14 protein-coding genes are annotated in these 23,945 nt (G+C 38.1%); 10 read left to right on the top strand and 4 right to left on the bottom strand.

What is annotated here, in order from left to right:
- Window positions 1–223 precede the first annotated feature (223 nt).
- Entirely contained in the window at window positions 224–679 is a 456-nt protein-coding gene (locus ABXH06_RS04270; RefSeq protein WP_311579337.1) for a MarR family winged helix-turn-helix transcriptional regulator, read from the top strand.
- 123 nt (window positions 680–802) lie between these two features.
- On the opposite strand, the gene ABXH06_RS04265 is transcribed toward ABXH06_RS04270, so the two are convergent.
- Complete coding sequence (locus ABXH06_RS04265; protein ID WP_353517400.1) at window positions 803–4,120, bottom strand: ATP-binding protein; 3,318 nt, start codon at window positions 4,118–4,120, stop codon at window positions 803–805.
- Window positions 4,121–4,342: 222 nt separating this feature from the next.
- Between ABXH06_RS04265 and ABXH06_RS04260 the strand changes: the two genes are divergently transcribed.
- The 5 genes from ABXH06_RS04260 to ABXH06_RS04240 all read left to right on the top strand — a co-directional run bounded on the left by ABXH06_RS04260 (window position 4,343) and on the right by ABXH06_RS04240 (window position 14,173).
- On the top strand, window positions 4,343–5,674 hold the full coding sequence (locus ABXH06_RS04260; protein WP_353517399.1) for a GH1 family beta-glucosidase: 1,332 nt from the start codon (window positions 4,343–4,345) through the stop codon (window positions 5,672–5,674).
- Between the two features lie 42 nt (window positions 5,675–5,716).
- Entirely contained in the window at window positions 5,717–7,045 is a 1,329-nt protein-coding gene (locus ABXH06_RS04255; protein WP_353517398.1) for a glycoside-pentoside-hexuronide (GPH):cation symporter, read from the top strand.
- A gap of 353 nt (window positions 7,046–7,398) precedes the next feature.
- Complete coding sequence (locus tag ABXH06_RS04250; RefSeq protein ID WP_503012482.1) at window positions 7,399–10,563, top strand: family 16 glycosylhydrolase; 3,165 nt, start codon at window positions 7,399–7,401, stop codon at window positions 10,561–10,563.
- A 74-nt stretch (window positions 10,564–10,637) separates the two neighbouring features.
- Window positions 10,638–13,616 (top strand): TonB-dependent receptor, encoded by a 2,979-nt coding sequence (locus tag ABXH06_RS04245; protein WP_353517397.1) that lies wholly within the window; start codon window positions 10,638–10,640, stop codon window positions 13,614–13,616.
- Between the two features lie 227 nt (window positions 13,617–13,843).
- Complete coding sequence (locus ABXH06_RS04240; protein WP_353517396.1) at window positions 13,844–14,173, top strand: YybH family protein; 330 nt, start codon at window positions 13,844–13,846, stop codon at window positions 14,171–14,173.
- A gap of 365 nt (window positions 14,174–14,538) precedes the next feature.
- On the opposite strand, the gene ABXH06_RS04235 is transcribed toward ABXH06_RS04240, so the two are convergent.
- Together ABXH06_RS04235 and ABXH06_RS04230 are read right to left on the bottom strand one after the other, a co-directional pair.
- Window positions 14,539–17,157 carry a glycoside hydrolase family 3 protein gene (locus ABXH06_RS04235; RefSeq protein ID WP_353517395.1) on the bottom strand — a complete coding sequence of 873 codons (2,619 nt, stop codon included), beginning with the start codon at window positions 17,155–17,157 and terminating at the stop codon, window positions 14,539–14,541.
- A 7-nt stretch (window positions 17,158–17,164) separates the two neighbouring features.
- Window positions 17,165–18,427 (bottom strand): sugar MFS transporter, encoded by a 1,263-nt coding sequence (locus tag ABXH06_RS04230; protein WP_353517393.1) that lies wholly within the window; start codon window positions 18,425–18,427, stop codon window positions 17,165–17,167.
- Window positions 18,428–18,742: 315 nt separating this feature from the next.
- On the opposite strand from ABXH06_RS04230, the gene ABXH06_RS04225 reads away from it, so the two are divergent.
- The 3 genes from ABXH06_RS04225 to ABXH06_RS04215 all read left to right on the top strand — a co-directional run bounded on the left by ABXH06_RS04225 (window position 18,743) and on the right by ABXH06_RS04215 (window position 22,520).
- Complete coding sequence (locus tag ABXH06_RS04225) at window positions 18,743–19,744, top strand: LacI family DNA-binding transcriptional regulator (RefSeq protein WP_311579316.1); 1,002 nt, start codon at window positions 18,743–18,745, stop codon at window positions 19,742–19,744.
- A 338-nt stretch (window positions 19,745–20,082) separates the two neighbouring features.
- The gene (locus ABXH06_RS04220; protein ID WP_353517392.1) at window positions 20,083–20,448 is read left to right on the top strand and encodes a diacylglycerol kinase; all 366 of its coding nucleotides are present in this window, start codon (window positions 20,083–20,085) and stop codon (window positions 20,446–20,448) included.
- 101 nt (window positions 20,449–20,549) lie between these two features.
- Window positions 20,550–22,520 carry an LTA synthase family protein gene (locus ABXH06_RS04215; protein ID WP_353517391.1) on the top strand — a complete coding sequence of 657 codons (1,971 nt, stop codon included), beginning with the start codon at window positions 20,550–20,552 and terminating at the stop codon, window positions 22,518–22,520.
- On the opposite strand, the gene ABXH06_RS04210 is transcribed toward ABXH06_RS04215, so the two are convergent.
- The gene (locus ABXH06_RS04210) at window positions 22,513–23,031 is read right to left on the bottom strand and encodes a DUF3124 domain-containing protein (protein ID WP_353517390.1); all 519 of its coding nucleotides are present in this window, start codon (window positions 23,029–23,031) and stop codon (window positions 22,513–22,515) included. The genes ABXH06_RS04215 and ABXH06_RS04210 overlap by 8 nt on opposite strands.
- A 249-nt stretch (window positions 23,032–23,280) precedes the next feature.
- On the opposite strand from ABXH06_RS04210, the gene ABXH06_RS04205 reads away from it, so the two are divergent.
- Window positions 23,281–23,898: a MarC family protein gene (locus tag ABXH06_RS04205; RefSeq protein ID WP_353517389.1), complete on the top strand. Its 618-nt coding sequence runs from the start codon at window positions 23,281–23,283 to the stop codon at window positions 23,896–23,898.
- The last annotated feature ends 47 nt before the right edge of the window (window positions 23,899–23,945 follow it).

Below are 23,945 nucleotides of genomic sequence, written 5' to 3'. Positions count from 1 at the left end.
ATTTAACCGATTTAAGTGAACAATTTAACTTAAACACGTTAACTAGATAACTCGAATTTAAAAACAGGCCATGCTCTCCCAGGCCTGTTTTTTTTGCCTTTTTTTAGCCTAGACAGCCAAAGTGCCAATAACTATTTATCCATACAAGTTGCTTGCCCAATCACAACCGATATAATCATAACCATTATCAAAATCGATTCACGCCTATAACTGATGTTCAGCTATGAATAACCTACTTAATTTGACGCAATTTTTTCCTTATCAATTAGCAAAATTACAAGCGATGATCAGTGATTCAATTGCTGAAATATACCTAGGAGAATTTAATTTATCGAAACAAGAGTGGCGTGTCTTAGCTATTCTAGCGAATGAAAGTTCACTCAATGCAAAAGAAATAGGAAATAAAACCAATCTTGAAAAAATGCCAACCAGTCGAGCAATTAAAAAGTTAGTCCAGAGCAAACTCTTAGAAAAAGTGAGTAATACTAAAGATAAACGTTCAACTTTATTGACACTCACCGAAAAAGGTCAAACACTCTTTAATCAACTGGCCCCTCTGGTAAAAGCACGAGAGCAAGAGATACTGTCAGTATTAAACTCTCAAGAACGTGCAACATTAAACGAGACTTTTAGGAAACTTGAAAAAATTACCGAGCAAATTTCAACACAACCCAAATAATCATGGTAATAGGTCACTCACCCTAGCTTATTAGCCTGTCTTCGATACAACCAATCAATTGTGGGCTGGCACTATGTTCCCGATAGTTTAATGAGCATAAACGTTAAGAGAAAGAGTAAGTCATTAGGCTTTCTTTAACACTTTTAATATACTACTTAACAGTAATTCAGCGTTCACAGGTTTGGCAATATGTAAGTTCATGCCTGCGGCTAAACTATTTTCGATATCTTCTTGGCGCGCATGTGCCGTCATTGCAATAATGGGTAAGTCTTTAAATTTTTCGTTTTTACGCACGATTTTAGTTGCCGTTAAACCATCCATTACCGGCATTTGTATATCCATTAGCACAACATCAAAGGATGATTTTTCAAGGCTTTCTATCGCCAATTGACCGTTTTCAACCACAGTGATTTCAGCTTGCATGCTCTTTAATAATTCTTTAGCAACCAATTGATTTACTAGGTTATCTTCCACTATTAAAATTCTTACATTCGCTAAATTTTGCGGCGGTACCTCAGTGAGATTTTCAGTGGGACTGCCATGTTGAATAGGTTCGACTTTTTGACGATTAGCGCCTGAGCTCGAATCAATAACATTAAATAAATCATTACGTGACAGCGGCGCTTCACAGACTATATAAGGTAATTGGTATTTATCTAAGTATTCAAACGAGACACTGTAATCTTGGCTCTGATCGGGTAGACAAACCGCCAACATACATTGTTTTTCTTTGTCTTGATCTTGTGTCTTTTTTTCCCGTGAGTTAAGTGTTTCAGTATGACAAAGCTGCTCAACAAGTACATTACATAAGTGTTCATCTACTACATTCGCATCAATAAACAATATGTTCAGTTTTAATGCTGAGTAATGATTAATATCATCAGGGGATGATAATAGATGATATTGAAATTCATAATCTTCAATAAGCGCATTAAACGATGCCGGCAATTGATAATCTAAACAAAATATTTGTACATTTTTATTATATTTCGCATAAGGGTTATCATTATTAATTTTCAGGGGTAAGACAAAGTTAAACTCAGTTCCTACGCCTTCTTCACTAATAATTTTAATTTCTCCACCTAGCAAATTAATAATACGCTGACAAATGGATAAACCGAGTCCTGAGCCACCATATTCGCGTGTCATCGATTCATCTGCCTGCATAAATGCTTCAAATAAATGACTTTGTTTTTCTTTAGCTATTCCTATGCCCGTATCGATTATGCGAAACCTCACTAAAGTATCAATATCACTAATAGCGATCACTGCTAAGTGAATTGTAACGCTCCCCTCATGAGTGAATTTTATTGCGTTATTCAATAAGTTACTAAGTACTTGTACTAAACGCATTTCATCGGTGATGGCTATCACAGGTACATTTGACTCAATTGTAACGATAAGCTCGATGCCTTTATTATTCGCATTGCCAATATTTAAGTTAATCGCTTGACTAACAATGCGGTCTAAGCTGCATTCTGCTTTCATAATCGACATATTGCCCGATTCAATTTTAGCTAAATCGAGTAACTCATCAATTAAATGCAATAATGCTCCGGAAGCATTTTGAGCACTAGCTAAGTGTTTGCGTTGTTGATTAGAAATAGGCGTTTTTTCGAGTAACGAATGCATGCCTTGAATCGCATTGATCGGAGTTCTAATTTCATGACTCATATTCGCCAAAAACTGACTCTTCGTTTGGTTAGCTAATTCTGCTTGTTCTTTAGCTGCCGCTAACGCAGCATTAATAGCATATTGTTCCGTTACGTCTCGAATAATAATGATGGTGCCAAGCACTTGTTGTTCTTGATCAAAAAACTCAGAAGTAAATAATTCATACGTATTATCAACCGTTTCAATTACCTGAAAAATACCTTGAGCATGCTTAGTCTGCGTTTTGCTTTTATTTGCGGCTTCTAATAAGGCAGTACCTAGCTCATTAGGAATTAATTCCCCTGCTTGACGACCTAAAATAGCGTGTTCTTTTTTTCCTATAAAAGTTTCAAACGCTAAATTACAACCAATTAATAATCCATGGGGATCATTGAAAATTAAATAATCTGGGATCGCATCCATCACCGAATGCAAAATGGCATAATCATGCTGATGTTGTTTACTTTTTTCTAGCAGCGCTTGTGTCTTATCATTTACTTTACTGTCTAAAATATTATTTTGCTCTTTGAGCTGCTGCATTAAGCTTCTGTTTTGACTGAAAATATCTCCTACTAAATTAAACCAATGTAGCCAACCACTAGGCGGTTTAATTTTGCCATGATCACCTTTTGCACTATAAGCAATATGACTAATAAATTGCTGAGTAGGTTTAATAAAGGTTTTACTCGTCACGGTATAGACCACAGCTAACAACACTATTTGGCCAAAAAACAATAAGAAAAACAAACCCATAAACCTTTCAAAGATTGGATTAGTAAACGCTTGAAAAGGTTGATATTTTAATAATATCCAACCATCAATCGCTAGCTCGGCTTTTTGAACAAGTAAAGCGTGAAACTGAGAAGATGCAGGTAAGTTGTGAATATTTTCGAGCGTCAAATTAGCTAATGGCTTAGGTAGGGTATTTTTCCAGGAAACTTGCTTTTTAAGCGGCTCTCCATGTTTCGAGCGATTCAATAAAACTTGTCCTTTATTATTAATAAGAACATAGGTTTCATTTTCTTTAATGTCTAACAGGACTTTTTGATGAAGTCTTGATAAATCGATATTGATAATCACTGCACCGATATATTTATCCTGAAAAAATACCGGCCCCCCTACCGCGGTATACAAACTTTTGCTTGAGGTACCAATGTAAGGTGCTGACCAAAGCAATCCGTCAAAATTGCTAGTGGTGTTTCTTAATCTTTGTACATGTTCATTTTCAATCAAATTATTAGAATATTGCCAATTATTTCTATTTACCCAAGGGTAAATGCTGACAAATTGGTTCTCAGAAACATAATAAAACCAATTAGCTGTTTCGATGGCATTTTGCGCCGCCATAAACGCAGGAGTTAAAGAATGAGCCATCGCTAATTCATTCTCAAATGTGTCTTTTATCTCATTGATATTGCCAATTCCCGTTATATTTACACTCAGTTCTTGTCGATATTTAAGAATATCGTGACGAGATTTTTGTAAATAAAATCGCTCATTTTCTTGCACAAACAAAGGCAATTTCAACGGCACTTCTTCGGGAAAGTTAATAGTATGATTGGCATAATCTTGGATCGCTTGCACTGAACTTGCTGCCTGATTAAATTGACGATTTATATCATTGGTTTGACTAATTAAGTCAGTTAGCTCATTTTGCTCCATAGAGCGTAATTCACCATAATATCGAAAACTTGCCAATATTAATGCTACGAGCATTATTGCGATAAACACGCCTATTATTGAAAGCTTATAACGTGTAACTACTTGATTTTTGCCCGCTAATGCCATGGAAAGAGTATCTTTAGCTGTTAATGATCAGTACATATTCATTTGATGATATAACGAAAAAATTAAAAAATCATGCATTGTCCCATTAAGAAACGTTCTTATTCTTTTGAAAGGTGTTGACCTTTTAACTTAACCAAGCTAGATTGAAAGCGCTTCCAGAAAACAAGCTCGTTACTTTGGAAGCGCTACCAATAATCGATTATATTAATAATAAAGCCTACTATGAAAATTACTCTACCTAAAAATTCGCGTTTACTGTCGAAACAATTCACGTTAGGCGTTGCCACTGCTTCTTTCCAAATAGAAGGCGGTGCTGATCACCGTTTACCTTGTATCTGGGATACTTTTTGTCGCAAGGAAAATGCTATTGCAGATAAATCGCATGGTGAAATTGCTTGTGATCATTACCATCTTTGGCAACAAGATATTGAGATGATAAGTGCTTTAGGCGTTGATGCTTATCGTTTATCTATTTCTTGGGGCAGAGTGATGAATCAAGATGGTAGCCCTAATCAAGACGGTCTCGACTTCTATATAAAATTGCTTGATGCGTTACAAACGAAAAATATCAAAGCATTTGTAACGCTTTACCATTGGGACTTACCTCAGTATTTAGAAGACGAAGGCGGCTGGCTCAACAGAGCAACCGCTTATAAATTCAAAGAATACGCCGAACTGGTTATTAAAGCTTTTGGCGATCGTGTTTATTCTTACGCAACGTTAAACGAACCCTTTTGTAGCGCTTATCTAGGTTACGAAATTGGCATTCATGCACCAGGAATTAAAGGCAAAGAATACGGGAAAAAAGCGGCACACCACCTATTACTTGCCCATGGCTTAGCCATGCAATCATTAACCAAACTTAGTCCAAACACACAAAATGGTATTGTGTTAAATTTCACGCCTTGTTACCCCAATACTAACCATACCGATGATATTGCAGCTGCAAAGTACGCCGATGATTACTTTAATCAATGGTATATCAAGCCGATTATTGACGCTCAATATCCCGATATTCTGGCAAGTTTACCTGCAATTGCACAACCAGAAATTCAAGTAGGTGATCTCCAGATAATCGCTCATCCCATTGACTTTTTAGGGGTAAATTATTATACCAGAGCAGTATACCAAGCTGATAATCAAGAAATATTTTCGCAAATCAATTTAGATGATGTACCTTTAACTGATATGGGATGGGAAGTTTATCCGCAAGGTTTTACCGATTTATTAGTCGATCTTAATAACCGATATGACTTACCAGAGATATATATCACCGAAAATGGTGCAGCAATGCCTGATGAATTGATTGATAACGAAGTAAACGATGAGACTAGAGTTAGCTATTATCACAGTCATTTAAATGCAGTCCATCAAGCAATCGAGCAAGGCGTTGATATAAAAGGTTATTTTGCTTGGAGTTTGATGGATAATTTTGAATGGGCTGAAGGTTACTTAAAACGATTTGGGATTGTCTATGTGGATTATCACAGTCAAAAAAGAACCATAAAAGCCAGTGGCTATGCTTATCGAGATTTTATTCAACAACGCCAATAATGCCATTATCACTTTAAAAGCATCAAAATAAGAGAAAGTAACATGCTTAGAATGAAAGAAAAAATAGCGTACGGCTTAGGTGATACCGCTAGTAATATCATTTTTCAAACTGTGATGATGTTTTTACTGATTTACTATACAGATGTGGTTGGTCTTTCGCCGGCATTAGTCGGAACGCTTTTTTTAATTGTTCGAATATTTGATGCGATAACTGACCCTTTAATGGGAGCAATGGCTGATAGGACAAAAACCAAGTGGGGACAATTTAGGCCTTACCTGCTCTGGTTAGCTTTGCCTTTCGGTTTGATCAGCATATTAGCTTTTACCATTTTTGATCTTTCAGATAATGGTAAAATCATCTACGCGTTTGCAACTTACTCTTTACTAATGATTGTCTATACCGCTATAAACATCCCCTATTCTGCGCTTGGGGGAGTATTAACGGCGGATCCGAAAGAACGAGTTTCAGTTCAATCTTATCGTTTTGTTTTTGGCATGCTTGGCGGCTTAATAGTGGCAGCTGGTACTATGCCGTTAGTTGAATATTTTGGTGAGGGAGATAAAGCATTAGGTTATCAATATACTATGATAGCGATGAGTGCTTTAGGGGTCGTTTTATTTTTACTGTGTTTTGCAGGAACCAAAGAACGCATTAGCCCCCCGCCGCAACAAAACTCAACCTTTAAGCAGGATTTGATCTGCTTGTGGCAAAATGATCAATGGCGCATTCTGTGTTTAGCCGGACTCCTACTACTTAGTGGTCAAGTACTTCGAGGTACTTTAGCTGTCTATTACGTAAAATACTATTTAGTTCGAGTTGATTTAATCACCCCATTTATGACGTTAGGCATGATCGGCAGTATTTTAGGTTGTGCATTATCACAAACGGTCGCAAAGAAATTTTGTAAAATTAAAGCCTATATCGCTTTACAATCCATTGCAGCTTTCATATGTGTGATCAGTTATTTTGTAAGTTCCCATCAAATCACCCTCGCATTAAGCCTATTTTTTCTGTGGAGTTTCTTTTTGCAAATGGCAACACCACTACTTTGGGCTAAAATGGCAGATACCATTGATTATGGCCATTGGAAAACCGGAGTTCGAATAACCGGAATGGTATATTCTGCGGTTGTGTTCTTTATCAAACTTGGCGTAGCTATAGGAGGGGCATTAGCAGGCTGGTTATTAGCCTTTTATGGTTATCAAGCGGACATGGAACAAAGTGAGACGACAAAGCATGGCATCTTAATCTCATTCACTTTATTCGCCGCTTTAGGCTCTGTATTAGTTGCGTTTGTAATGCGCTGGTATACGCTCGACAATGATAAAGTTGACAAGATCCATCATGCGCTACAGCAAAGCACATCGTAGCAGTATTTTCTTGAATGTTAACGTCACAAAGTAGCTAAAATTAGTGACTTTGTGATCCTAAAAGTTATCAGAGTCATTGCTTTTCTTTTCTCTTTTGATTTGCTCTATTCGAAGAGGAGTAAAAACAGACAAGTAAAGCAATAATAATTAAGTAGATACTAAAATTTTACACGTTCAATTAAGAGTATAAGCTCTAATATAATTGCGGTTTTTGGCAGTTTATACTTGACCTAAATATAAAACTAACATAATTTACGAAAGCGCTTCCAGAAACTAGCGGCTATTTTTTTAGGTAAAACTGGAAGCGCTTCCAAAAATAACAAAAAGTGCTTAGATTAACCGGGGGAGACATAATGATAAAAATTTCAAAAAGTTTTACACCATTGTTTATCTTAGTATCGACAATGTCGTTACTAGGATGTGGTGGTGCTCAAACTGAAACTGATTCAAGTAAAATAGATCCACAACAACCTGTCAGCGATTGGCAAATGGTTTGGAGTGACGAATTTGATGGTGAAGCCATAGATACTCAAAACTGGACCCATGAAGTCAATTGTTGGGGTGGCGGTAATAATGAAAAACAATGTTATACCGAAAACGCTGAAAATTCTTATGTTAGTGATGGTACGCTGAAATTAGTTGCGTTACCTGCGGCAGAAGGTGCTGAATTACCTTATACCTCGGCTCGAATGATCAGCAAAAATAAAGCAGATTTTAAATATGGTCGTTTTGAAATAAAAGCGAAAATGCCTTATGGCCAAGGAAGTTTTCCTGCGTTTTGGATGATGCCAACAGATGAAGTTTATGGCGGCTGGCCAAAGTCAGGCGAAATTGACATCCTCGAAACAGTGAACTTAAAAACAGTGAACGATGAAGGCGTTGAAGAAAATAACGTTCACGGTACGTTACATTACGGTAAAGAATGGCCAAATAATTCTCACTCAGGTAAATCTTATAGTTTACCTGATGGCATTAACCCTGCTGACGATTTCCATGTTTATGCCATTGAATGGCAAGAAGGTGAAATTCGTTGGTATGTAGATGATTATTTATATGCAACACAACGTAAATCTGAAGTTCGTTACAACAGTAAAGATGAAGCTGTTGGCTTAGCGCACAAAGGTTGGTTTGCAGAATACTTTGATCAAACAACCGGTGAGTTAACGACTCATTGGGATAATGCACCATACGATCAACAATTTTATATGATTTTAAACAACGCTGTTGGCGGTGATTGGGCTGAAAATACCAATAACCTAGGGATTGATGCAAGTGCATTTGCTGATGGACAAACTTTTGAAATTGATTATATCCGTGTTTATCAATGTCAACAAAACCCAGATACAGGCAAAGGTTGTGAAACAGTTAGAGCTGGTTACGATGATCTAGAAGATGCCCTAGTTGAAGGTAAAGCACCTGTCCCTACTCCACCTTCAACAGGTGAAGCAAAAAACCTAACTATTTTTTCAGGGACTTTAAACCCTAATTGGCCAGCATGGGATTGTTGTGGAGGTTCAACGCCAAGCATGATTACTGACGCTGAAAAAGGAGAGGTTGTTGAATTTGTCATTGGCGCAACCCCAACAGTAGTCGGTTTTATTTCAAGAGAAGAATTTATCACTGATCCTAATGGTCAAGGAACACCTTTTGACGCTTCACCACTAGTAGATTTAAATGGTGTTATTACTTTTGACATGAAATTAATTACCGCGCCGGCAGCAAATGCACAGTGGAATATTAAGGTAGAAAGTAATGAAGCAAGCACCGCAGCTGATTTTAAATTAAATGAAAGCCTTGAAGGTGTTAACCCTGTTGTTGGTCAATGGCAAACTTATACCTTTCCATTATCAGCGTTCGCAGACAAAGGATTAGATTTAAGTGCTATTGATGTTGTAATGGTATTCCCTGATTGGGGCGCCGGTGAAGGAGCCGTCTTCCAAATTAGCAATTTATCGATTGAAGGTGATGTGGGTGCCGCTCCTGAACTAACTATCTTTAGTGATAATGAAAACACAAGTTGGCCTATGTGGGATTGTTGTGGCGGCTCTACACCAACGGTAGAAATGGATGATGATGAGCACGGCAACGTCGCAGAATTTTCAATTGGTGCAAATCCAACGGTAATGGGCTTTATTTCACGTGAAGAGAATACCAGCACGCCTGCCCCTTTTGATGCGACTAGCATTCTAGCAAATGGCGTTGTGCAATTTGAAATGAAAGTCACCGCTATGCCAACTGACGCAAGTGCAGCTTGGATATTCAAAATAGAAGCAGATAATGCTGCATCGGCAGTAGAATTACCCTTATCGGATAGTGTTGAAGGGGTAAGCCCAGTCGCCGACCAATGGCAAACTTATACTTTTAATTTAGCAGACTTAGCAAATGCAGGGCTTGATGTTAGTGCCTTAGATGTCTTGATGATTTTTCCAGCATGGGGCGCAGGTGATGGCGCTGTTTATCGTGTTGATAATGTAAAAATCTATGATCCAAATGCTTCAAGTGGTTTCCAAGGATTTGTATTATTTGATGACCAAGCAAAAGAGCAATGGAGCATTTGGGATTGTTGTGGTGGCAGTACTCCAACAGTTGAAAACGATGATACAGAACATGGCTTAACTGCAGAATTTGTTATTGGTGCATCACCAACGGTAATGGGATTATTAGCAGACGATGATGTTTATATTGATGCTTCAGCATTATTAGCCAACGGTGTTGTGCAATTTGAAATGAAAGTTGTTAACGCACCATTTGATGCAAGCGCAGCTTGGTTATTTAAAATTGAATCAGGTGATGCCTCATCAGCCGTTGAACTAGCACTATCGGCAAGTCAAGAAGGCGCAGATCCGGTTGTTGGTCAGTGGCAAACTTATACTTATTCATTACAGTCACTCTTTGATGCTGGTTTAGATATTAGTCAAATAGATGTGCTGATGGTATTCCCAGCTTGGGGAGCCGGCGATGGCGCAACCTACCGTCTTGATAATGTCATGATTTATGATCCAACAAGTGTTCCAGCTCCAAAAGGATTAACAATTTACGATAATGCCCAACATGAACAATGGCCTATTTGGGACTGTTGTGGTGGCTCTACGCCAACCGAAGAAGAAGACGATGCAAGCCATGGCATGGTGGCCGAATTTGTCATTGGCTCAGCGCCAACCGTTATGGGTTTCTTAGCGAATGACGACGTTTATTATGACGCTAGTTCATTGTTACAAAATGGCACCGTAACCTTTGATATGAAAGTCGTTACAGCTCCGCTCGACTCAAGTTCAACCTGGTTATTTAAAATTGAAGCCGGAGATGCCTCATCAGCTGTTGAATTAGCATTATCTGCCAGTCAAGAAGGTCAAACGCCTGTGGTTGGTGAATGGCAAACTTATACCTTTTCTTTACAAGCACTGTTTGACGCCGGCTTAGATATTAGCGCGATAGATGTATTGATGGTTTTCCCTGCTTGGGGAACGGGTGATGGCGCTGTCTATCGTATAGATAATGTTGCGATAACAGCTCCGTAAACACGTAATTAAAAATAACTGTTCGGCGAGTATAGCCGACGTTAATTAAACTAATTTTAAGAAAGTAGGTTAAAATGAAACATTCAAAATACTCTAAAAAGCGTTTAGCTACTTGCATATCAGCCATTTTAGCAACGGGATTAACCCACCAGTTATCTGCGGCAGAAGCTGAACAATTAACCAATAAAGAAACAAACTCAGAAATAGAAATTATTGAAGTTACCGGCATCATGAGCAGTTTAACGCGCTCGATGGCATTAAAAAGAAGTGCTTCTGGCGTCATGGATGTGATCTCAGCTGAAGATATGGGTAAGTTTCCTGACACTAACCTTGCTGAATCATTACAGCGTATTACGGGCGTGTCGGTTAGTCGTTCTAACGGTGAAGGTAGTCAAATTACGGTTCGTGGTTTTGGCCCTGACTTTAACTTAATTACCTTAAATGGCCGTCAAATGCCAGGTACGGGTAATTCGCGGTCATACAGTTTAGAGAACTTATCTTCAGATGGTGTCAGCTCACTTGAAGTACATAAAACAGCGCGAGCTGAAAATCCCAGTGGCGGCTTAGGCGCAACGGTCAATATTGTCACCATGAAACCTTTTCAAAGTCCGGGTGAGAAATTTGTACTTTCAGGTAAAGGCATTTACGACTCATCAAATGTTGAAGGCGATGATTTAACACCAGAATTTTCAGGTATGTATAGCAATACCTATGCTGATGATACATTAGGTTTTTCCATCGCCTTTTCTCATCAAGAACGAGACTTTCAACAACAATGGGCGGGCATACAAGGCTGGCAATATCAGTCAAACGCGCAGTTACCTACGTTAGATGCTGACAAAGTGATCGATAATCGTGATGCCAATGCTGCCGCAGGTGCTTTCTTTCCAAGAAATATGGGCTATGGCATAACGGATGTTGAACGAGAAAGAACCAATGCCAATGTCACGTTTCAGTACGCGCCAATAGACAGTGTTATTTTAACTTTTGATTACACAATGGGCCAATCAATCACGGGAAATAACGGAATTAGTTGGGGACAATGGCACGATTACGGTGGCAATATTAAAGCATATGAGCTAGACGAAAATGGTACCGTTCTCTTCGCTGACCTAGCCGGTAATGATGGTTCATACACAGCTAATCGCGACACAACTGAAACAAATGAAGAATCCATTGGTTTTAATATTGAGTGGGCTGCAACTGACGATATATCGGTATCACTTGATTATCACAATTCAGAAAACAAAGCAGATAACGGCAAAGATTCTGGCATGGATGGCACAGGCTCGTTAGTGTTTGGCTCAGATCAATTAGTCAGTAAACATTATGATTTTAGAACCGGAGATATTCCACAAGGGACAATTTTTTGGAAAAATGGCACCACCACTTTATCGCCAGGTGAAATGGATTCTCATTTTAGTCAATTTATTCATAGCCCAGGCAAGTCTGAAATAGAGCAATTACAACTAGACGGCACTTGGGAAAACCCAAATGACTCATCATTAATTTCGGTTAAAGTTGGCCTTGCTCGTACCGAGCAATCTATTGGCGGCTCTAGCGCCTGGAGTGGTTTAATTGGTGGTTTCTTATTTAACCCGAATTATTCTGCGGCTTTCCCTGACGGTATGTTTGAATACAACACGACCGAGGACTTTTTGGATCAATTTTCCAATGGTGATAATTCAATAGGTGCGGGTTATTACTATAGTTTTGACTTTGATGAAGCCGTTGCCCGTTCAGAAGCTTTTTTAAATAGTGACTTACTGGGGGATGATTATTTTAGTACTGACCCTTATCGAGATGGCAGTGTACTCTCTCAAGGCTCAGTTGATGAAGACACCACCAGTATTTATGCTTCGTCATTCTGGGAATTTGAAGTTGCTGATTTTCCCGTACAAGTCAATATTGGGTTTAGATATGAAGAAACTGATGTCACGAGTAATGTATTACAACCTATTCCTACAGAAGTGTGGTGGAAAGGGGGAAGTGAATGGCATACTCAATATCAGTCAGGTGACAACACCATTTTATCTCTCGAAGGTAAGCATGATGTCTTTCTACCTATGCTCGATGCTAAAGTCGATATTACCGAGGACATTGTAGCCCGTGCTTCTTGGGGGAAAACAATCACTCGTGCGCCTTTAGGTGCTTTAGCCGGTGGCAGATCTTTAGGGGCAAGTACTCGACCTAATTCTCGTATTGGTGGTGAAGGTAATACAAACTTATTGCCATATGAAGCAACCAACTTCGATCTTTCATTAGAATATTACTACGCAGAAGGTAGTTATGCTGCTGTTGGATATTTTAGAAAAGATGTAGAGAATTTTATCAGTAGCCAAACTGTCACTACTTCAATTGAAGATATGCGTGAAATTTATCAAGGGGCTCGATGGAATCAAGCTGTTGCTGATTTAGGCGGTAACCCAACCAACGATGAAATATTTGCTCAAATGCAGCTTAATGGCGCGACATTAAATGAGCAAGGTTATTTAACACCAGCAAGTGATGATCCATTAATGCAATGGGATATTACTCGTCCATTCAATACCCCAGATAACAAAGTTGTCGATGGTTTTGAATTGGCAATACAACACTTTTTTGGTGATACCGGCTTTGGTTTTGGCGCCAATGCTACTTTTGTTGATGGTGATGTCGAATTTGATGTGGATGATATAACGAAAGTTGATTCAGTGTCTGAATTAGAACCACAAACGCCATTAACGGGCTTAAGTGATTCCGCTAACTTCCAATTGTTTTATGAAAAAGAAGCATTGTCGGTCAAGGTGACATACGCATGGCGTGATGAATACTTAATAGGTGTTGGACAAGCGCAAGGGTCGTCTGACAACCCTCCTCAGTTTGCTAAAGAGTTTGGTCAAGTCGATATGAGTATTAATTATGATATCGATGAAAACTTCACGGTATTTTTTGAAGGGTTAAACCTAAATAACGAAACAGAGCAAGGTTATGGTCGTTATGAAGAGCAGTTCTTGTTTGCTCGCCAATATGGCTCTCGATATACCTTAGGCATGCGTTATAGCTTTAAATAGCGCAATGTAAGGACAACATTTATCGCAAGATAAACTGAATATTAAAAAGCCACTAAGCAATTAGTGGCTTTTTTGTTGTTAAGCGTGTTTTACCTTATTACATAGTTGGTTGTCTGTAATAAACTCAATCGTTCCGTTGGAAGATTGCTTGAACGTGAATAATTACATTACATAACTTGTAGGCTTGCAATAATGTTTGCAATACATTAACAATATAAAGTTTTATTATGAAAAAGTTGTCTTATTACAGTCTGGTTGCACTAATGAGTATGTCATCATTTGCTTGGGCCAATGATTTAAGTGCAACAATCGAAGCAAATAATAATAAATACATAGCGTTGTTCAATGAAGGTAAGGCTGAGCAGTTATCCCAAATGTTTACAGAAGATGCATTATATCTAAATGATGGTTTTGCATTAATTCAGGGCCGTAAAGACATAGCCAAACAACTCAAACTTGAAATGTCAGCAGGTCCAGCAACAATAACTTTAAAAACTGTTGAACAAAGCGTGACAATAGAACGGCAACAGAGGTCGGTGTTTGGGAAGTCACCATAAAAGGTGAAAAATCTAATGAAAAAATATTAGGTAATTACTTAGTCGTTTGGCAAATGCAACCTGATGGGCAATGGTTGATTTATCGTGATGTGATTAACTATTCAGAAAATCATCAAACACTATAAAGCAAAGTAGTGATATAAACCGAATTGAACTAATATACTATCCTTTTTTGCAAGATAAATTAGCTCTATTTATCTTTAGGATAGATATTATGTTGCATCCGCAATCGTGGCACATAAGTCATTCATGATTTTCTTCCCTAAACAATCAGGCTTATCCAGTTTTGAATGATTTTTCAAAACAACTGCCGCACAACTACTTCCTATTAAAAAGTAATCACGCGGCAGTAGATACTAATTCACTTACTGACAGCTCATTGTGGCTTGCTCAGCAGTGTTAGGAACAACACTAATGCCAGAATAACTTAATGTCACTTTACCTTTCGTTGATAACGTAAACGGTGACATTATTTGAGCAAATTCAGCTCCTGAGCTTTTTAAGCAAGCGAAATCGATGCTAATGGTGTGCCATTCGTTTAAATCAGCGGCTTTCAACAGCGGCGCTATGTCGATTGAGTCTTGGCATTCACCATTACAATTCATTGCTAAGTTAACCGCATCAGTTGGCACTCGCTCAAGACGAACTTCAAACGATAGTACCGATTTTGCTTCATGATAAGCTCTAAAATCTTCAGGGAAACTACTAAAAATACGTAAGCTTGCCGATTCATTACCATTGAAAGATACCGTTCTTGCATCTTCTTGAACTACCTTGTCTAACGTTCTTAACGAGATAGCACCTAACGATTGAATATTAGAGGTCACCGTTGCTGATTTATCACCTGATTGCAGAGCAACATGCCATGGCTTTTTCACCGCTAATTCAAAGATTTTTAATTCAGTTAATGAATCAGAAGCAGCCACAGAAGTTTCATTGAGATCATTTGCTAAAACGAAACCTTGATCGCCATTTTCAAACTGATCATTTCCAAGGTAAGTTAACCCATAACCATACGGCAACAAAGGTTGATAGTTTTTATCAAAACGATTAACCGTGGTTTGATCTGCTGAGTTCGGCCATGAAAATGATAACTTACCTTTAAAGTCATGATTGATATCGCCATTAGCTTTGGTAAATAACACATCAGCTACGCTTTTGCCCTCTGAACCCGGTAACCAAGCGGCGACAAACGCATCAGAAGCATTTAATTCAGCGTTTACCCACATTGGACGACCGCTAATAAAAACCGAGACCACTTTTATGCCTTGCGCTTGTAAGCGTTTTAATAAAGCTAGATCTTGTTTATTGCCTCGTTGATATTCAAGGTTATCCAAATCACCATTTCCTTCGGCGTAAGGCTCTTCACCAAAAACAACAATCGCAACATCAGGTTTCTGCATAAATGAACCATCACTACTTAGTTCAATGCTTCCCTCACCCATGGCGACTTTTGCTTTGATCCCATCATAAATGGAAGTACCGCCAGGGAAGTCGGCATTGTTATTACCCGTACCTTGCCACGTAATTGTCCAACCACCTGATTGTTTACCAATATTATCCGCACCATCACCGGTCACTAAGATATGTTGATGTGGAGACAACGGCAAAAGATTCTCGTTATTTTTCAATAAAACTAAAGACTCTCTCACCGCTTGCTGTGCAATGGCTCTATGTTCGTCAGCACCAATCAGTGCGGTTTTTCCCGACAATTTACGTTTTGCTGGACTAGGCTTTTCAAAGAGGCCAGCTCTGACTTTCACGCGCAAAATTCGGCTCACCGCATCGTCAATTCTGCTTGGTTTAATTTCACCACTTTTTACTTGAGCAATGGTATTTTCATAAAGAGGCTTCCAAGCATTAGTTGGCACCATAAAAATATCTAAACCAGCGTTAATAGATTGTGGACAGCTCTCATTCGTACACCCTTTAATTTGCCCGTGACCATTCCAATCACCAACAACAAAGCCATCGAAACCCATACGGTTTTTTAACACATCGGTTAGTAAGTACTTATTGCCGTGATTTTTCTTGCCATGCCAGCTGTTAAAAGACGCCATAACCGATTGTGAACCAGCTGATAAACCGCCAACATAACCTTGGGCATGGATATCAAATAACGTTTGTTCGCTAGCAATATTATCCCCTTGGTCATCGCCTGCTTCAGTGCCACCATCCCCTAGAAAATGTTTCACGGTGCTTATTACCCGTTCATCACCTAAAAAGTCCTGGTCTGCAGCACCTTGAAGACCTTTTACAATCGCCGCCGAGTAATTTCTGACAATTTCAGGATCTTCAGAATAGCCTTCATAAGTTCTACCCCAGCGATCATCGCGAACAACAGCCACGGTAGGGGCAAACACCCAATCAATGCCTGTTACCATCACTTCTTTTGCGGTGATCGCAGCAATTTTTTCAATTAAATCAGGATTATTCGCCGCTCCTAAACCAATGTTATGAGGAAAGAGCGTCGCGCCAATAACATTGTTATGGCCATGTACCGCGTCAGTTCCCCACATAGTAGGAATAGTAGAACCATCGAGTGAATCATCGATTGAGGCTTGATACATAGCTTCAGCAAGTTTGATCCAATCTGCAGGGCTTGCATGTTTGTTATTTTCAGGAAATGCACCACCACCATTCAAATATGAACCAAAGCCATATTTACGCATATCTTCAACCGAAATATCCCGTATCTCTGGCTGGATCATTTGTGCAACTTTTTGCTCTAATGTCATCGTTGATAAAATTTCTGACACTTTCGCTTCAACGCTTGGATCTGGTTTAACCGCAATATCTAATTTTGGCCAAATAGCTAAATTTTCGTGCAATGGTTGTGCGCTGTTTTTCTCTGGTTGTTGATTTTCATTTTGCTCAACCGACGTTGGCGTTTGCTCACTATTACACGCCGCGAGTGAAGAAGTAATAGCGACCAACAAGAGTGAACGGATACAACGATGTTTCATATTAATTTTAATTGACATAATAACCTCAAGCCTTATTTAATAAAGGCTTACTGCCTGACAGACCATAAAAAGCGATAAACAGATAACAAATGATCGGTAAGAAAAATGAATTTTGCAAACCAATATTATCCGCTAACATCCCCTGAATTAACGGAATAATAGCACCACCGACAATTGCCAAACATAATATGCCTGAGCCTTGACTGGTATGTTTTCCTAATCCACTAATCGCTAAACTAAAAATGGTTGGAAACATGATTGAATTACACAAACCAACCAATAACATCGACCACATAGCAAGTTGTCCTGAAGTTATCATGGCACTAGCAATAAAGATCACAGCGACAATCGCGCTAAACGCTAATACTTTCCCTGCCGGTAATTTTTGCATAACCGCCGCCCCGATAAACCGGCCAACCATAGCGCCCCCCCAAAAATACGCTATATATTTAGCAGCATGGGCTTCTTCTAATCCAGCAATATTAGGATCATGTAAAAATGACACTAAAAAGCTGCCAATTGCTACCTCTGCGCCAACATAGACAAAAATTCCAATCGCACCTAACACAAGGTGACGATATTGCCAGGCACTTCCAGAAAGAGATTGGTTTTCATGAGTGTCTTGTGCATATTCAACGGTAGGCAATTTTATATAAGCAAAGACCGCCGCAAGCATAAACAACATTCCCGCTAAAATTAAATAAGGCAATTGTACAGATTCTGCTTGTTGACTCGCCGACATGCTTTCTGCAACTTGTTCTAATATAAGATATGCGCCAAAAAATGGTGCAATGGTGGTCCCTAGAGAATTAAATGCTTGGGTAAGAGTTAATCTTGATGAAGCAGTTTCAGCTTTTCCTAAAATACTGACATAAGGGTTTGCCGACACTTGCAAAATGGTAATACCGCTCGCAAGTACAAACAACGCGAATAGAAAAACTGGATAGCTGTGCATTGAAGCGGCAGGGTAAAAAGCTAAACAACCAACCGCCGCGATAATCAACCCTAATACAATACCTCTTTGAAAGCCTATTTTTTTTACTATGTTGCCCGCTGGAATGGATACTAAGAAATAGGCACCAAAAAAGCAAAATTGGATCAACATTGCCTGACTATAGGTTAAGTCAAACACCCCTTTTAAATGTGGAATTAAAATATCATTTAAACAGGTTATAAAACCCCACATAAAAAATAATGACGTTAAAGACGTTAACGCAAAAACATAATTGTCATTACCACTTTGTTTAACAGGCTCAAGCTCACCTGGTTGTATGGATACACTAGCCATTGTTTTCTCCTAACATTTCCCCGCCCTTCTCACATAATTTTTGTTATCACTGATGCAGACTCAGCTTGCTTTTCTATTTAATTAAGTCACTTTCAATTTACTCAGACAAAACTGGAAGCGCTTCCATTTTGTCTGCTAATAATAAAAAATGCAATGATTTTTACAATTTTTTGGAAGCGCTTTCAATCGTTGAATTATTATGCCATATTAAATGCGTATGCAGAATTCATCACAACACTAACTCTTACTAGTTAAGCATTTAACTTTCATGTTAAAGTCTACTAGCAAAAAATTATAATACGCTAAAGGGTAATAATGGCGACCATTTACGAAGTTTCAGCATTAGCAGGTGTTTCACTATCTTCCGTTTCTAGGGTGCTTAACAATCATGAGCATGTGAGTGAAAAAACTAAACAAAAAGTCATGGCAGCGATGGACGAATTAGGCTATCGCCCCAATAGTGTGGCCCGCTCATTAGCTTCGAACCGTTCAAATAGCATTGGGGTTTTAGTCTCTGAATTACATGGTCCTTTCTACGGTGAAATGCTCAGTAGTATTGAAATAGAATTAAGAAAAGCAGGCAAGCATGCAGTGGTTACCGCAGGTCACAGTGTTGAACAAAGTGAAAAAGACGGCATTAACTTTTTAATCGACCGTAATTGTGATGCAATCATTATTTTAATTGATTCTCTATCGGATGAGTTTGTTATTGAGTTATCAAAAGGCTCAACGCCTGTGGTGATATTAAACCGTTTAATCCCTGAAATTAAAGATAAATGCTTTTATATTGATAATGAACTCGGTGGCTATTTAGCAACTAAATATATCATTGAACAAGGGCATAAAAATTTAGCTTACATCTCAGGCCCACTATTTAAACAAGATGCTAACGAACGTTTAGATGGTCACAAAAGAGCCTTAAATGAAGCAAATTTAAAGTTTGATGATGAGTTATTTTACGAAGGTGACTTTTTAACAACGAGTGGCCGAGTTGGGATTGATCACCTCCTTAAAAAAAATAAACCGTTTACTGCCGCTATTTGTGCAAATGATGAAATGGCCTCTGGTGCAATGAAAGGGTTAAGAGATCACAACATGTTAATTCCCAAAGATTGTTCAGTTATCGGATTTGATAACGTCTACTTTGCTAATTATTTACACCCTGAATTAACCACGATGAATTATCCAATTAATGAAATGGCTAAAATGTCAGCTCAATGGATATTAAAAAATGTCTATAAACACTCGGATGTTTTCGTCAATAATAAATTCACGCCTGAATTGATAATCAGGGAATCGATCAAAAAGGTCGAGTAGATACAGACAAATCTGCGAAATATTTTAATATTATTGCTGAGAATACGATTGCCTGTTCGTTTCTATTTGCGATCACTTTCTGTTAATCGCTATCATATTTTCCATAAAATAGTTCAATATGCTAGATGTTAAAACCACTCAACGCAGCACCATCTTAATTTTTTGCTCCACTCTCCCCCTTGCATGTCGTTTTGAACATCTTTGCTCATCAAATTAGGCAAGGTGCATTTTTCATTATCCTGGTCATTTTCCTTTTCGTTATCTCAGTTGATTAAGGAAATCTTAAGATTGTCGCTTTAGCATCAAGCTAATGTAATGAAAGAAAAGACAATTAAATAATGTTTGATAATACCAATAAACCAAGGGGGTTAAGTCGAATTTACTTAGCTAGTTTAAATTCTTTAAGAGCATTTAGTTGGTTAATAAACCATGAAGCTGCCTTTAGGCAAGAACTACTCCTTTTGATCATTGCAACGCCAGTTACATTTCTTCTAGACATCACCGTTAAAGAACAGATTATATTAATTGTAGCGCTGCTGTTTATCATCTTTACGGAAATAATTAATACCGCAATTGAAGCGATTGTCGATAAAGTTGGATTAGAAATTCATCCGCTTTCTGGATTGGCAAAAGATTTAGGTTCGGCGGCTGTGCTTTTGAGTGTCGTGATTGCGGTGTTAGTCTGGATAGCCGTAATATTTTAAAGGAAGAGATACAGTGCCTATCATTGATCAACTGACTTTAAGTTAATCTTAAGCTTTTACCAATATAGTAAACCGCGTATTTTCATAAAAATTGTCAAACGATGTTTACTTCTGTTTATAAAACAACAAAACCTTTTTTACTATTTACTATTGGTATCATAGCCTTACTGTCATTTGCACGTTCAGGCTTGGCATTATGGCAACTAGATAGATTTGACTCTATTCACGACATTAGTAACTTTTTTATTAATGGGCTTCGCATTGATTTAAGCACGATTGGCTACTTATCTGCCATTCCCGCACTATTCCACCCTTGGCTTATAGCGAGCCGATTGAAAACGCTTTGGCGAAGCTGTTTAACCCTATGGTTTTACATCATGACAATGCTAGTTATTTTTTTAGAGTTAACCACACCAGCCTTTATTAATGAGTATGGTTTTAGGCCAAACCGCATATTTATTGAATACTTAGCATATCCAGATGAAATAACTAAAATGTTAGTTAACGGTCATTTATTAACGCTATTTATAGTTTTATCGCTATTAATTTTACCGAGTAAAATAATCTGGAATTACATTAATAAACGAGTGTCAACACAAGTACAGTTAACGGCTAAAAGCGCGGTTATTTCTTTTGTCACATTAGTGGTTGTTCTATTTTTATTTGCTAGAGGTAACTTAGGCCATCGTCCCATAAATCCGTCATTAGTGTATTTTTCCACCGACCCGTTAATTAACTCGTTAACATTAAATTCAACTTATAGTGTTGCTTATGCACTTAAACAATTTGGCAACGAAATAAATGCCGCTCGCCTCTATGGAACAATGAGTAATGATCAAGTTATTCATGTTGTTAGGCAGGAAACACAACTACCCTTAAATACTTTTAAAAATGACAATTTACCGACATTAACTAAACGTTCTCCCTCGTATCAAGGTAAACCCAAAAATTTGGTGATCATTTTAGAAGAAAGTTTAGGCGCACAATATGTCTCATCTTTAGGTGGTATCTCACTAACGCCTGAAATGGATAAACTCCATAATGAAGGCTGGGCTTTTCAACGACTATACGCAACAGGAACTCGCTCTGTAAGAGGTATCGAAGCAGTAATCACAGGGTTTACGCCAACACCTTCAAGAGCCGTGGTTAAACTTGATAAATCTCAAAAACACTTTTTCACCATAGCTTCATTACTTAAAAGTAAAGGTTATCAAACCCAGTTTATTTACGGTGGTGAAAGCCACTTTGATAATATGAAAAGCTTTTTCTTAGGGAATGGTTTCACTGATATTGTCGATTTTGACGATATTGACACGCCAAAATTTATTGCATCTTGGGGGGCCAGTGATGAAGACTTATTTAATCAAGCCGACAAGGAGTTATCCGAGCTTTATAATCACAATCAGCCATTTTTTAGTTTTATCTTCACGTCTAGTAATCATGATCCCTTTGAAATTCCAAAAGGAGTTATCACACCAATAAAATACACCGACAAACAATTACAAAAGTATGATAAAAAAGAATTACTGAGACATAAGGCTATTCAATATGCTGACTATGCGTTAGGAAACTTTATTGCTAAAGCTAAAACACAGCCATATTGGAAAAACACTATTTTTCTTGTTGTTGCGGATCATGATGCAAGAGCAATGGGCAGTGATTTAGTGCCAATCAACAACTTTCATATTCCCGGTGTTATTTTAAATTCAGGCTTAACGGCTAAATTAGATAATCGTCTTGTAAGCCAAATTGATTTAGCGCCAACGCTTTTATCACTCATTGGTATCGAAAACTATTCCCCTATGCTTGGGCACGATCTTACCAACCCCAAGTTTTCTGGCAGAGCAATGATGCAATATGCAGAAAACTTCGCATATATGACTGACCATGATGTGACTATTTTACAACCACAAAAAGCAGCTTTAAATTTTAACTATAAAACTGAGAACAACCAATTAACGCCGAAGCAAGCGAATCAAAAATTATCATATATTGCGCTTGCTCACGTTCTATGGGGGAGCTTAGCGTATAAAAATGGCTGGTACTCAGTACCGCCAATAAAGGTTAATTAATTTTTTTGCCATGAGTAACAAAACCGAAACCTTTATTACCAACCGCAGAGATCATTACCGCTTCAAATAATGGCTCATTCGAATCAGGTTTGATACTCCAATCAAAAACAAAATTAGCGCCGGTGCCACCTTCCGTATCCGAAAGTTCAATCACGATTTCAACGGTTTCCATCGGTGCAATATAAATACTATTTTCAAGAAAAGACTTAACCAACTGACCTTGAGTATTAAAGTATTCAATCTTATTGATATAAATCGTATCTTGTTTATTGATGTTTCTGATACTTACCGTGGAAGAAAGTTCTTTAAAATCACTTTCGGAATGTAAATAGACCGCTGAGTATACGGATAAATAAGAACTACCTGAAAGCAACGAACTATCTTCATTGACCTTAATGACTCGTTGTTTCCAATCTAGCTTTTTTGGCTCAATAGAAAGTTCTTTTTGCCCGCAAGCGCTTGTAAATATTAGTGAAATGATGATAAAAGCTAATAGGGTTTGATTATTCATATTAAAAGTCGCTTGAAGGTTTTGCTCATTATAATGAAGAAAGAGAATTAACATCAAGTAAGATCGACGCTATAACGTAATACCTTTCATTGCTAGGGTAATGGTATTGAAGGGCAATCCCCCATTACTGACATGTTAATCTTTCCGCTTTGCTACATACCATAAATATTCTGTGCAAACGTGAAGTTGTTTAATATGCTATAATCGCCACTTTTCCAACATTCTCATTAACAACAAAAGGACTAATGAATGATTGATATTGTAGCGACTTTTATCATATTTTTTGCCGTTATAGACCCCATAGGTACTATTCCTGTTTTTATCGCTGTTACCGATCAATTTAAACAAAAAACAAAGCGCCGGATCGCCTTACTAGCAACACTTCTATCGGCATTAATCTTAATATTTTTCGTGGTAGTCGGGGAGCTCATTTTAGATGCATTAAAAATCCCTTTACCCGCTTTTCAGATATCTGGTGGCATCGTATTATTTATTTTTGCTTTAACCATGATCTTTGGCGAAAGCAAACCTGATGAAGAAATTAAAAAGTTTCAAAAAGATCATCGTGACACCGCGATTTTCCCACTTGCTGTACCCTCTATTGCCAGCCCAGGTGCAATGTTAGCGGCAGTTTTATTAACAGAAAACTCGGTATTCACGCTTTGGCAGCAAACTCAAACGGTGTTAGTTATGCTGTCAGTGTTAGTTCTCGTTTACATTTTAATGTTACTGGCTGGCTGGATAAATAAAGTCATTGGTAGTAGCGGGGCAAGTGTTGTCAGTAGAATTATGGGGGTAATTTTATCCTCGGTTGCCATCAAAAACATATTAGAAGGATTAGGCGAATATTACAGTCTCGGTGTTTAACGTGACTCATCCATGTACTTTCCATCACTAAAACTAACGAATAACTG

The organism is Thalassotalea sp. SU-HH00458 (genome assembly GCF_040362795.1).
GTDB lineage: Bacteria > Pseudomonadota > Gammaproteobacteria > Enterobacterales > Alteromonadaceae > Thalassotalea_H > Thalassotalea_H castellviae.
Note: the sequence above shows the minus strand (reverse complement) of the source record. Positions and strands in the feature narration are given on the sequence as shown.

Coding starts and splice junctions, on each gene's coding strand:
- ABXH06_RS04270 (WP_311579337.1), top strand. CDS start 224: ATGAATAACCTACTTAATTTGACGCAATTTTTTCCTTATCAATTAGCA.
- ABXH06_RS04265 (WP_353517400.1), bottom strand. CDS start 4,120: ATGGCATTAGCGGGCAAAAATCAAGTAGTTACACGTTATAAGCTTTCA.
- ABXH06_RS04260 (WP_353517399.1), top strand. CDS start 4,343: ATGAAAATTACTCTACCTAAAAATTCGCGTTTACTGTCGAAACAATTC.
- ABXH06_RS04255 (WP_353517398.1), top strand. CDS start 5,717: ATGCTTAGAATGAAAGAAAAAATAGCGTACGGCTTAGGTGATACCGCT.
- ABXH06_RS04250 (WP_503012482.1), top strand. CDS start 7,399: ATGATAAAAATTTCAAAAAGTTTTACACCATTGTTTATCTTAGTATCG.
- ABXH06_RS04245 (WP_353517397.1), top strand. CDS start 10,638: ATGAAACATTCAAAATACTCTAAAAAGCGTTTAGCTACTTGCATATCA.
- ABXH06_RS04240 (WP_353517396.1), top strand. CDS start 13,844: ATGAAAAAGTTGTCTTATTACAGTCTGGTTGCACTAATGAGTATGTCA.
- ABXH06_RS04235 (WP_353517395.1), bottom strand. CDS start 17,157: ATGTCAATTAAAATTAATATGAAACATCGTTGTATCCGTTCACTCTTG.
- ABXH06_RS04230 (WP_353517393.1), bottom strand. CDS start 18,427: ATGGCTAGTGTATCCATACAACCAGGTGAGCTTGAGCCTGTTAAACAA.
- ABXH06_RS04225 (WP_311579316.1), top strand. CDS start 18,743: ATGGCGACCATTTACGAAGTTTCAGCATTAGCAGGTGTTTCACTATCT.
- ABXH06_RS04220 (WP_353517392.1), top strand. CDS start 20,083: ATGTTTGATAATACCAATAAACCAAGGGGGTTAAGTCGAATTTACTTA.
- ABXH06_RS04215 (WP_353517391.1), top strand. CDS start 20,550: ATGTTTACTTCTGTTTATAAAACAACAAAACCTTTTTTACTATTTACT.
- ABXH06_RS04210 (WP_353517390.1), bottom strand. CDS start 23,031: ATGAATAATCAAACCCTATTAGCTTTTATCATCATTTCACTAATATTT.
- ABXH06_RS04205 (WP_353517389.1), top strand. CDS start 23,281: ATGATTGATATTGTAGCGACTTTTATCATATTTTTTGCCGTTATAGAC.